Genomic DNA, 12,232 nt, shown 5'->3' on the forward strand with positions numbered 1-12,232 from the left:
AAATTTCCCCGCAGTTGCCACTTTTTCTCTTTGTTTGCTTCTACGTTCCTATGCTTCCTCGCTTTATTGTAACCGCTATCTTTCTTTTCTATACTGAGATTGTAGTAAAAATTGAAAGGAGATGTTAAGAAATTATGATGGAAAAAGTTCAGCGGTTTGGCGGTGCGATGTTTACCCCGGTCCTCTTGTTTTCCTTTTCAGGGATCATGGTCGCGCTGTGTATTATTTTTAAAAATCCGATGCTTGTGGGGAGCATCGCCACTGAAGGCTCTACTTGGTACAACATTTGGACGATCATTGAAAACGGAGCGTGGACGGTCTTCAACCAAATGGAATTATTATTTGTCATTGGATTACCGATCGGTCTCGCAAAAAAAGCCAATGCGCGAGCGGCAATGGAAGCCTTTGTCGTCTATATTACTTGTAATTATTTTATTTCTGGCATGATCGAGTACTTTGGTCACTTCTTCGGTGTCAACTTTGCAGCTGATCCCGGCGGTGAGAGTGGCTTGAAAATGATCGCTGGCATCAAAACATTAGATACTGGTATTATCGGAGCAATTTTTATTTCGGCGATCGTCGTCTATCTTCACAACAAGTTTTTCGATACGAAGCTGCCTGATTTTCTCGGAATCTTCCAAGGCTCTTCCTTTGTCGTGATCCTCGGTTTCTTTTTAATGCTGCCAGTTGCTTTTTTGATCGCATTGATTTGGCCGAAAGTCCAAGCTGGCATTGGGTCCATGCAAGGGTTTCTAGCAAGTGCTGGGGTCTTTGGGGTCTGGCTCTATACTTTCTTAGAGCGAATATTGATTCCCACAGGTCTCCATCATTTCGTGTATACCCCCTTTGTTTTTGGTCCCGCTGTCGTCGAAGAAGGAATCTCCAAATACTGGATGGCACATTTACAAGAATTTGCCCAATCCACCAGACCATTGAAAGAGCTTTTCCCTGAAGGGGGCTTTGCTTTACATGGCAATTCTAAGATCTTTGCTGCACCAGGGATCGCTGCTGCTTTTTATTTCACAGCCAAGCCTGAGAACAAAAAGAAGGTCTTAGCGATTTTGATCCCTGCCACTTTAACTGCCGTTTTAGCTGGTATCACTGAGCCATTGGAATTCACCTTCCTCTTTATCTCACCACCCCTCTTTGCGGTGCACGCTGTTTTAGCAGCGACCATGGCGGCAACGATGTTTGCCTTCGGGGTCGTTGGTGATATGGGGGGCGGCTTGATTGATCTGTTGGCGAAGGTCTGGATTCCGCTATTTCAAAATCATCGCAGTATGATCTTCACGCAGCTGGTGATCGGGTTAGCCTTTACTGCCCTTTATTTCCTTGTTTTCCGCTTCTTGATCCTCAAATTTAAGTTAGCCACACCAGGACGGGAAGAAAACAATAGCGAAGTCAAACTGTACACCAAAAAAGATTACAAAGAAAAACAAGCCAACACTGGTACGCCAGTGATTGCTGGTGCCAATCGCTACACCGAACAAGCCGCAGTCTACTTAGAAGGGTTTGGCGGTCGCGATAATATTGATAAAGTCACTAATTGTGCCACTCGCCTAAGAATCACCGTCAAAGATCAAGACCAAGTGCTGCCAGATGACATCTTTAAAGGCGCTGGTGCCCATGGTGTTGTTCGCAACGGCAACGCCTTCCAAGTGATCGTTGGTCTGGATGTGCCACAAGTGAGAGAACAATTCGAAAAATTATTAGCTGTATCAGACTAAGGAGGAAACAAAAATGAAAAAATTTTCAATCGTGATCGCCGGAGGCGGCAGTACCTTTACCCCAGGAATCGTCTTGATGCTTTTGGAACACTTGGATCGTTTCCCGATTCGCCAAATCAAGTTTTACGACAATTTGGAAGAACGACAAGAAAAAGTTGCACAAGCTTGCGAGATTTTATTAAAAGAACGCGCACCAGAAATCAGCTTTTTAGCAACCACTGATCCCGAAACCGCATTTCAGGATGTCGATTTTGTGATGGCGCATATCCGAGTTGGCTTGTATGCGATGCGCGAAAAGGATGAAAAAATCCCTTTGAAATATGGTGTGGTCGGCCAAGAAACTTGTGGTCCTGGCGGGATCGCTTATGGGATGCGTTCTATCGGCGGTGTATTGGAGTTAGTCGATTACATGGAAAAATATTCCCCTGATGCATGGATGTTGAATTATTCCAATCCTGCAGCGATCGTCGCAGAAGCGACTCGTAAATTGCGCCCTGATGCCAAGATCATTAATATTTGTGATATGCCAGTGGGAATCGAAGAACGGATGGCGCAAGCGATCGGTTTAGCTTCTCGCAAAGAGTTGGTGGTTCGCTATTATGGCTTGAATCACTTTGGCTGGTGGACAGATATACGAGACAAAGCTGGCAATGATTTGCTGCCGCAGATCCAGGCGCATGTGGCAAAATACGGCTATTCATTGCCAGAAGAAATCGAAGCGAGCCAACATGCTGATGCCAGCTGGATGCACACCTTTGCCAAAGCAAAAGAAGTGTACGAAGTTGATCCCTCCACTTTGCCAAATACCTACTTGAAATATTACTTTTTCCCTCAAGATGAAGTGGCGCACACCAACCCATCTTTTACACGGGCAAATGAAGTCATGGCTGGCCGCGAAAAACACGTCTTTGGTGAATGCCAACGCATCGTAGAAAACCAGACAGCGACTGACACCACGCTTGAAGTGGATGAACACGCCAGCTACATCGTGGACCTTGCACGAGCGATTGCTTATAACACGCAAGAACGGATGCTGTTGATCGTGCCTAACGAAGGAGCGATCGTCAACTTTGATGAGCAGGCAATGGTGGAAGTGCCTTGTATCGTCGGCAGTAACGGGGCAGAACCAATCACACAAGGCAAGATCCCTCGCTTCCAAAAAGGATTGATGGAGCAACAAGTCGCCGTAGAAAAATTAGTCGTGGAGGCTTGGGCAGAGGGTTCTTACCAGAAATTATGGCAAGCACTGATTCTTTCAAAAGTGGTTCCAAATGCCCGTGTAGCCAAAGAATTACTCGATGAATTGATTGAAGCAAATCAAGCCTTTTGGCCAGAATTACACTAGCCAGCGTTCTTCGCCTCCCCTCCTGGCTTTTCAGCTATACTTAATCAATAAGGAGGGGTTTTTGTGAAATTACAGTATTTGATTCAACAGCACCAATCAGAGTTAAGTGAACTTGATCGTGGCATTCTGAACTATATTCTTTCCAACGGCGACACCGTTCTATCTATGGGGATCGTCGAGCTATCCGAGCAGGTTCACGTCTCCAAGTCTTCTATTTTACGGTTGACGAAAAAACTTGGTTTTTCTGGCTATTCCGAGTTCAAATATTTTCTACGGCATCAGCAAGAACAGGCAACAACGATTTCGCAACAAAAAACGATTTTTGAAAAGCAACAAGAGGATATTTTCGCCACCCTCAACTATTTAAAAACGGTAGACTTAGCTGCCCTCAACCGCTTGTTTGACCGCAGCAAAACCATCTACTGCTACCCAACTGGTTTTTCCCAAAAGAAAGCACTGGAGGAGTTTTCCAAAATGATGCTTTCTATGGAAAAACGAGTGATCGTATTGCCGAACAAAACGGAATTTGATATGGTCATGCCGATGATCACTGCCGAAGACTGTGTGATCATCGCCTCACTGAGCGGCGAAACAGAAAACGTCAAAGAGAATCTGACGACGTTTGCGATTCGTCAGATTCCCGTTTTGACATTGAGTGCGCCAGGAGATAATTATTTTGCTCGCCATTCAACGTTTCACCTGACCTATTATTGCGATTTTTTTCAAATCGGTCGCAAGAAAATCCCTAGCCAGTCTTTGATTGGACTAAGCTGCTTGATTGATTATTTGATCCGTTCCTACGGACTATTCACTTTACAGGAGGGCAACCATGACTAAACGAAAATGGGCGTTTCCATTGATTTTACTGAGTTATTGGCTTTTGATCGCCGGTGCTTACTATCTTTATCTTTCCTTGACTGCCTTCAACCATGGGATGACCTTTGCCCAGTACCTCAGCTCACAACCGTTAGCCGCTTTAGGGGTCTTGTTAAGTAGTCTCCTTTTGCTGCAAGGGGCTTGCCTGTACTTTATTCAACGGTTTTCCATGAGTAAAAAAGGCCTTTTGGGTCAATATTTATTCCTGATATTCTTCCAGCAGTTGCTGACAGCGAATGTAATCGGCGCAGGACTCGTCTTTTTTACAAGAAGAAGTCTTTCAAGTCAGGAGGAAAACGCAACCTGGGGCGAAAAGAGTTTTACCTATGGGGCATTAGCATTCATTCTTTTATTGAGTTTATTCTTTTTCCTCCTTGTTCGATCAGCGATTTAACTTCCCCAAAAAGAAAAGCAGTGCCAGTTGGCACTGCTTTTTTGCTGTCGCTTCTGCTAGTTTGGATCTGTTTTTGAAGCAAAAACCACTTTGATTCCAAAGTGATCGCTGACGATCGGAGTACGCGTTCCGTCAAAAACGACTTCATATTCCGTTGCTTGCAGGTCATTGGATGCAAAAACATAATCGATCCGCAATGCTTCTCGATTGTCTTGCCAACCATCAATGGCTTTAACGACAGAGGCTTCACCGATCGTTTCGGTAGCCGTTAAAAAGCTGTCTTGCAGCTGTAAGGAGCTGTCAAGGACGAGTTGATGACCAGAACTGGCCGCATCGTTGTTGAAATCTCCTAGGATCAATAAGGTATCTGCCCGTTCTGCTAAAAATGCTTCTGTCTGTTGCCACTCGTAGGCAAATTTACCGTCTTGCCACCAAGAAAAATGACAGCTAACGACTTGTACGATCTGTCCATCGGCTTCAGTCACGCCGCTCAGGTTTTTGCGTGTGGTATGATCCCAGACATCCGTGGCTTGTGAAGCAAGGTATTCTTTGGCAATGATGGGCTGTTTGGACAATAAGGCATTGCCTTCGTGGTAAATGTCATAGCCTACGTGACTGTAGGTCCATGACCAGTAGTAATCACAGTCTAACAGTTGCAGTTCTTCCACTAGGCGTAAAGCAAAATTGTCCTCCTTGATTTCCACCAGCGTATCTGTGGGGCAATATAGCCCATCAGGAACGATGGTTTGAGCAGCGATCGTTTGGTTGACTTCTTGCAAGGCGATGATGTCATAGTCGCCTGTTGCAATCTCTTGTGCGATCATCTTGCATTTTTCGAGCTGATTTTCTTCTAACCAGCTATGGGTGTTCAATGTTAATACCTTCATTAATAAGGCTCCTTCTCTCGGTTTGCTTGTACGATTCCTTTAAAAAATAAAAGAGAGCGGGTCAACAAAAGAGTCGACCCGCTTGTCATTTTATTATAGTTTTACGATTCCAACAACTGCGGCTGCTTGTTGCTTGCCGATTTTGGTCAATTCAAAGGAATCGATTTGATCGCTGTTGGTCAACACTACAACGATGGTGGTGTCTTTGCCAGCAGCACTTACTGCAGCGAGATCCATCTCCGCTAACTTGTCACCCACCGCCACTTGTTGTCCTTCAGTGACAGCTACCGTAAAGGGGGCACCGTTTAAGTCAACGGTATCTAAGCCCATGTGAACCAATACTTCGATGCCTTCATCAGAAAGCAAGCCAATCGCATGTTTCGTTGGGAAGATGTTGGTGACTTTCCCGCTGATTGGTGCGACAACTGTCGTCTGCTCTGGACGCACGCCATAACCGTCACCCATCATTTTTTCCGCAAATACTTGGTCTTTGACAGAGGTGATCGGCATCACTTCTCCAGTGGCAACGGCAGCTAGTTCAGCTGTCACGCCTTGGCTTTGGTGGGTAGTGGTTTCTACTGGTGCTTGACTAGCCGTCGGTTCGGGAATCGTGACACCAGAATCTAAGATATCTTGAATGTCTGATTTCAAGACATCTGCTTTCGGTCCATAGACTGCTTGCACGCCGTTGTCTTTTACGATCAAGCCTAAAGCCCCTGCGGCTTTCCATGCTTTTTCATCGCCGACTGCTTCTCGATTTTTCACAGAGACCCGTAAACGGGTCATACATGCATCAACGTCGGCGATATTTTCACGGCCGCCTAATAAATGAATGATTTTCACGACTTGCGAATCTGGGTTCAAATTGCCATCCGCCGAAGCTGTTGCTGGCGCATCGCTGGCTCCTTCTGTTTCGTAGTTGCCGTTTCTACCTGGTGTTGCAAAGTTGAATTTTTTGATCAAGAAGTTGGCCAAGAAATACATCCCAACACCAAAGACGATGGTCACTAACACAAAGTTGATCAAATCTTGTCCTAAGCCGGCATTGATCGCCATTGGGGTACGGGTCAACAACTCGATATTCCCAAAAGAGTGGACCCGTAAGTTGACGATATCCGCCATCGCAAACGCAGCCCCTTGTACGACTGCATAAACGATGTAAAGCGGTACGGCAGCAAACATAAACATGAACTCCAACGGTTCCGTTACCCCTGTCAAGAAGACAGCGATAGCAGCTGATAAATACATAGAGGTATATTTGTGCCGTTTGTCCGCATCGACATTGCGATACATGGCATAAGACAAGCCCATCAAGATCCCAGATGAACCAATCATTTGTCCAACTTTAAAGCGGGCAGGAACAAAGTTTTCCAATAAAAATTGATATTGTGACGTATCGCCAGCATTGCGCATGTTCACTAGATCCGTTGCCCAAGCAAGCCATAATGGGTCTTGTCCAAAGACTTGGGTGCCGGCTTGTGCGCCAGAAAGAATCGTGTAAGTTCCACCTAATTCGGTGTAATTGATCGGGATCGTCAACATGTGATGCAGCCCGAATGGTAAGAGCAGCCGCTCCAAGGTTCCAAACAAGAACGGTGCTAAAACGGGCGCACTTTCTTGTGATTGCGCGATCCATAAACCGAAGTTGTTGATGCCTGCCTGAATGTAGGGCCAAACGATCGATAACACTAATGCGACGACTACTGAACGGGCGATCACTACGAAAGGTACGAAGCGTTTGCCGTTAAAGAAGGAAAGCGCATCCGGTAATTTGCGGAAATTATAGTATTTGTTGTAAGCTGTTGCTCCCACAAAACCGGCGATGATCCCAACAAAGACACCCATGTTCAAAGCAGGTGCTTCTAATACACTAGTAAAGAAGCCGTCGATCATGATCTTCGTCCCAAACAACGTATGGGTAAAGGCGCCTTCTTCGGTTAACATCGCGCTCGTCACGCCAAAGATCGAACCAGTGATCCGATTGATCAAAATAAAGGCGATCCCAGCAGCAAATGCCCCACCAGCTCGCTCTTTAGCCCAACTACCACCAATAGCTAATGCAAATAATAAATGCAGGTTACCAATAATTGCCCAACCAATGTTTTCAATGACGCCTCCTGTAGTGATCAAAAATGCCCAGTCGGCATTGATCATTGGGATCGTTTTCCCAATACTGATCATCAAACCAGCGGCTGGCATAACAGCGACAACCACCATTAGCGCTTTTCCGAATTTTTGCCAAAATTCGAAGCTCAATAATTTTTTCATCTTCCTTCTTCCTTCCCTGAATCGATTTACGCAATCGGTTTCTTAATGAGTTCATTCTAACGGAGAAAAAAGATTTTGTAAACCCAGAAATATCAAAAGGGATTCTATTCGCTTTTTCACCTTTATATAACTGAATCTCTCTTTCTCGATGTTTCCTTACAGGAAATTCTTTAAACGCAACAACTTTCACTTGACGATGCAATCGTTTGCGCTTATGATAGAGATATCAAAAAGATTCTGGAGGGACTTTCATGAAAAAAATCCAACGATTGTTCGAGATCGATCCATGGAAAATCGCGACATCTACCTTAGATAAAGAAAATCGTCGACTGCAAGAGTCGCTAACAAGTATCGGGAATGGCTACATGGGAATGCGCGGCAACTTTGAAGAACAATACAGCGGCGATCATCACTTAGGTACTTATATCGCTGGTGTCTGGTACCCAGACAAAACCCGTGTCGGCTGGTGGAAAAACGGCTACCCTGATTATTTTGGCAAAGTGATCAACGCGGTCAACTTTATTGCAATGGACCTATTTGTCAATGACCAATTAGTCGACTTAGCAAAAATCAGCCCAAGTGATTTCCGTTTAGAACTAGACATGGAAACCGGGATTTTACGCCGCAACTTTACCATCACTTTGGCTGGCGCCACCGTAAAATTCTCTTTTGAACGCTTCTTGAGCATCGTAAAACGTGAACTTGCCCTCATTAAGATGGACGCTGAGATCATTGAAGGCGACGCTGAGATCAAAGTCGTTTCTAAACTAGATAACAACGTCCATAACGAAGACAGCAACTACGACGAACGTTTCTGGGAAGAATTGGCTCATGGCCAAACCGAAACCTTCCATTACTTGACCACTCGGACCGTAGAAAATAATTTTGACATTGAACGCTTTACTGTCACTTCTGCTATGCGTCATAGCCAAACACCGATCGATTCCGTAAAAAGCGAGCTTTGCGTTGCTGATACCTTTGCCTTTTCTGGAACAGCCGGTGACACCTTCTCATTGATCAAAGAAGTCTTGATCGTTACGAGTCGTGATGTTCCCGCTCATGATCATCCAGCAAAAGTCACCGAATTAGGCACTTTATACAAAGCAGATTATGATGCGTTGCGTGCAGAACAAGTTGCTGCTTGGAAAGCCCGCTGGGATTTAGCTGATGTGATCATTGAAGGCGATGCTGCGGCGCAACAAGGGATTCGTTTCAACCTGTTCCAATTGTTTTCAACCTATTATGGCGAAGACGAGCGCTTGAACATTGGACCGAAAGGCTTTACTGGTGAAAAATATGGCGGTGCGACTTACTGGGATACCGAAGCCTATGCAGTTCCATTGTATTTGGCATTAGCAAAACCAGAAGTGACCCGTAACTTGTTGAAATACCGTCACAACCAATTGCCGCAAGCCCATATCAATGCGCAAAAACAAGGCTTAGCAGGTGCCCTTTACCCAATGGTGACCTTCACTGGGATCGAATGCCACAATGAGTGGGAGATCACTTTCGAAGAAATCCACCGAAACGGTGCCATCGCTTATGCCATCTACAACTATACGAATTATACTGGCGATACAAGTTACCTGAAAAAAGAAGGATTAGAAGTGTTAAGCGCGATTTCACGTTTCTGGGCAGATCGTGTCCACTATTCAAAACGCCAGCAAAAATACATGATCCATGGCGTTACAGGACCAAACGAATACGAAAACAATATCAATAACAACTGGTACACCAATAAAATGGCTACTTGGGTCTTAGCTTATACCTTAGCCAGCTATGAAACCTTCAAAGACGAAGCGACTGTCACGATCTCTGACGAAGAACAAGCCAAATGGCAAGACATCATCGACAATATGTACTTCCCAGAAGACCAAGAGCTTGGTGTGTTCGTCCAGCATGATACCTTCTTAGACAAAGACTTGATGCCCGTTTCCGATCTTGATCCAAAACATTTGCCGTTAAACCAAAATTGGTCGTGGGATCATATCTTGCGCTCTTGCTTTATCAAACAAGCCGATGTTTTGCAAGGTATCTACTTCTTCGGCGATCAATTCAGCAAAGAAGAAAAACAACGGAACTTTGATTTCTATGAGCCGATGACAGTGCATGAATCTTCCCTTTCTCCAAGTATCCATGCGATTTTAGCAGCGGAATTAGGCATGGAAGAAAAAGCGTTGGAAATGTATGAGCGGACTGCTCGTCTTGATTTGGACAATTACAACAATGATACCGATGATGGCTTGCACATCACTTCTATGACCGGCAGCTGGTTAGCGATCGTTCAAGGTTTTGCTCAAATGAAAACTGATCACGATCACTTAGGGTTTGCGCCATTCTTACCTAAAACTTGGAGCCGCTACGCCTTCCACATCAACTATCGTGGACGTCTGCTCTTTGTTTCCGTCAATGAGTCAACGGTGACTTTGAAGAAAATCAGCGGTGAGGCATTGCCAATCAAGTTGTATGGCAAAGACTATGTTTTAGAAGACGAAATCAGTACAGCGATCAACTAAACAAGCCTTCTGAAAGAAGAAATGTCTGCATTTCTTCTTTCTTTTGATTGGCTCTACCCTTGTGCCGACACTTTGTGATACTATAAGCTAAAAAAGGAGGGAAATCAGTGAGCATTACGGTCAAAGATGTCGCCAAAAAGGCTGGCGTCGCTACATCCACGGTTTCTCGTGTCGTAAACGATCATCCCAGCATTTCTGAAGATACCAAGAAGAAAGTGCGCAAAGTAATGGCAGAAATGGGCTATGTCCCCAATCTTGCGGCTCGAAATCTCGGCAAACAGATATCCAGTGCCATCGGCGTGATCTTGCCGCCTCTTGATTCGAAAGAACGACTAGGAAACCCCTTTTATTTAGAAACGATCGAAGCCATCAATGAAGAGGCCCGCCATCATCAAATGACGGTTGCCGTTGCCTCCGCCCGTGACTTTGCTACATTACTAAAAAACGTGGAACGGATGCACCTGCAAAAACAAGTAGATGGCTTTATCTTGGTCTATTCCGATGAAAAAGACCCCATCATCGACTATCTGGTCGAAAAAGAAGTCCCTTTTACCTTGATTGGTCAACCATACAGCAATGAAGACAAAATCGTTTTTGTCGATAATGACAACCAGTTGTTAGGCAAGCAAGCAACTGAGCATCTGATCGCCCAAGGGCATACGAAGATATTATTTGCTACCAATACGACCCATGAAAACCTGTATTTCGAGCGTTTCTTCGGCTACCAAAAAGCCATGATGCTGGCAAATCTCCCCTTTTATCCAGCATTGACCTTTGAAAAAGCGGAAGATTACGTCACGTTTGAAGAAACGATCAAAGAATCCCAAGCAACAGCCATCGTCGTGATCGATGATCTGTTCGCTGTGCGGATCATTCAATTAGCAACGATGTATGGCTACAAAGTCCCCGACGACTTATCCATCATCAGTTTCAACAATTCGATCTTTGCTACTTTGACCCATCCGTATTTGACTAGTATCGATATCAACGTGTTGTCCTTAGGAAAAATCGCTACCGAACGGCTGATGGCGCAATTGAATCATGAAGATTCAAACGGCGTACAGCTGGTCGTACCACATAAGCTGATCAAACGAGAAACGGTCTTAAACCGCAACCAGTTGAACTGATCCGCTGGGTCTGATCCACTTCCCCTTACATGCAAAAGCACCCGCTGTCCCTAAGGATAGCGGGTGCTTTTCATATTTTTATTTATACTCTTTGCTTTCCAGGCGGAACAATGGACTCATTGGTGTATTTTCGTGGATACGGCGAACGGCTTCCCCCATCAATTCAGCACAAGAAATGTAGTGCAGTTTTTGCGGATGGCGTTCTTCGCTAGTCCAGCAAGAATCGGTGACACAAATACTTTCAATCGCTGATTGATCCAAAATTTCTTTAGCAGGCGGTGAAAGCAAGGCGTGAGAGACACAAGCATACACTTCGCTGGCACCAGCTTCCTTCAACAAGTCTGCCGCTTTTGCCAATGTATGGCCGGTATTTAAAATGTCATCAACCAAAATACATTTTTTCCCAACGACATCACCGATCACATAGCCGCCATCGGCTTCATCTTGATCGACGATCGCGATCGCTGTATCTAAGTATTCTGCCAAACTACGGGTCCGTTGGACACCGCTGTTTTTTGGTGAAACCACGACATAGTCGTCACCCGTCATTTTTTGTTCGCGATAGTAATGGGCAAACAATGGGATCGTAAAGAGATTATCCACTGGGATGTCGAAAAATCCTTGAACTTGGACGGCATGCAGATCAAGCGTCAAGATTCGAGAAGCCCCTGCTTCCACCAGCATATTGGCAATCAATTTTGCAGTGATCGGCTCATGCGGGTTGGCGGTTCGGTCTTGCCGTGCATATGCGTAATAAGGCAAAACGACATTGATGGTCTTCGCACTAGCCCGTTTCATCGCATCGATCATGATCAATAGCTCTAAATAGTGATCATTGACGGGTTCATTCGTCGATTGAATGATATAAATATGGTCGCCCCGCACACTTTCTTCGATATTGATGGCAATCTCTCCATCACTAAACTGTGTCACTTTTGACTTCCCTAGTTCTGTACCGAAAACTTTCGCAATGTTTTCTGCTAATGGTAAATTTCCATTTAAACTAAAAATTTTCAACGAACTATCTTTATAACTTTCGCCCATGATTGCCTCCAATGAATGTGGTTGTTTTCTTCTATTCTAGCACAAAGT

9 protein-coding genes are annotated in these 12,232 nt (G+C 44.9%); 6 read left to right on the forward strand and 3 right to left on the reverse strand.

The window, feature by feature from the left end; genetic code table 11:
• Nucleotides 1-134: 134 nt before the first annotated feature.
• The 4 genes from IGJ44_RS14995 (at nucleotide 135) to IGJ44_RS15010 (ending at nucleotide 4,342) form a co-directional block, all read left to right on the forward strand.
• Nucleotides 135-1,727, forward strand: coding sequence for an alpha-glucoside-specific PTS transporter subunit IIBC (locus IGJ44_RS14995; protein WP_074536156.1), 1,593 nt, complete (start codon nucleotides 135-137; stop codon nucleotides 1,725-1,727).
• Nucleotides 1,728-1,740: 13 nt separating this feature from the next.
• The gene (locus tag IGJ44_RS15000) at nucleotides 1,741-3,072 is read left to right on the forward strand and encodes a 6-phospho-alpha-glucosidase (protein WP_008379332.1); all 1,332 of its coding nucleotides are present in this window, start codon (nucleotides 1,741-1,743) and stop codon (nucleotides 3,070-3,072) included.
• A 63-nt stretch (nucleotides 3,073-3,135) separates the two neighbouring features.
• On the forward strand, nucleotides 3,136-3,909 hold the full coding sequence (locus IGJ44_RS15005) for a MurR/RpiR family transcriptional regulator (RefSeq protein ID WP_005227853.1): 774 nt from the start codon (nucleotides 3,136-3,138) through the stop codon (nucleotides 3,907-3,909).
• Nucleotides 3,902-4,342, forward strand: a complete 441-nt coding sequence (locus IGJ44_RS15010) for a hypothetical protein (protein ID WP_005227852.1) — start codon at nucleotides 3,902-3,904, stop codon at nucleotides 4,340-4,342. The genes IGJ44_RS15005 and IGJ44_RS15010 overlap by 8 nt, the downstream gene beginning before the upstream one ends.
• Nucleotides 4,343-4,398: 56 nt before the next feature.
• Here the strand turns inward: IGJ44_RS15010 and IGJ44_RS15015 are convergent, their stop codons facing one another.
• Nucleotides 4,399-5,229 (reverse strand): endonuclease/exonuclease/phosphatase family protein, encoded by an 831-nt coding sequence (locus tag IGJ44_RS15015; protein WP_167827309.1) that lies wholly within the window; start codon nucleotides 5,227-5,229, stop codon nucleotides 4,399-4,401.
• A gap of 93 nt (nucleotides 5,230-5,322) precedes the next feature.
• Entirely contained in the window at nucleotides 5,323-7,497 is a 2,175-nt protein-coding gene (locus IGJ44_RS15020) for a PTS transporter subunit IIBC (RefSeq protein WP_167827310.1), read from the reverse strand.
• Nucleotides 7,498-7,748: 251 nt separating this feature from the next.
• Between IGJ44_RS15020 and IGJ44_RS15025 the strand changes: the two genes are divergently transcribed.
• Together IGJ44_RS15025 and IGJ44_RS15030 are read left to right on the forward strand one after the other, a co-directional pair.
• Nucleotides 7,749-10,013, forward strand: coding sequence for a glycoside hydrolase family 65 protein (locus tag IGJ44_RS15025; protein ID WP_167827311.1), 2,265 nt, complete (start codon nucleotides 7,749-7,751; stop codon nucleotides 10,011-10,013).
• A 107-nt stretch (nucleotides 10,014-10,120) separates the two neighbouring features.
• A complete protein-coding gene (locus tag IGJ44_RS15030; RefSeq protein WP_005227844.1) occupies nucleotides 10,121-11,140 on the forward strand; it encodes a LacI family DNA-binding transcriptional regulator in 1,020 nt (339 codons plus the stop codon).
• Nucleotides 11,141-11,218: 78 nt separating this feature from the next.
• On the opposite strand, the gene IGJ44_RS15035 is transcribed toward IGJ44_RS15030, so the two are convergent.
• Nucleotides 11,219-12,184, reverse strand: coding sequence for a ribose-phosphate diphosphokinase (locus tag IGJ44_RS15035; RefSeq protein WP_153883724.1), 966 nt, complete (start codon nucleotides 12,182-12,184; stop codon nucleotides 11,219-11,221).
• Nucleotides 12,185-12,232 lie beyond the last annotated feature (48 nt).

Origin of the sequence: Enterococcus sp. DIV1368d (assembly GCF_050542975.1) — a bacterium.
In the GTDB taxonomy this organism is placed as follows: Bacteria; Bacillota; Bacilli; order Lactobacillales; family Enterococcaceae; genus Enterococcus_D; species Enterococcus_D casseliflavus.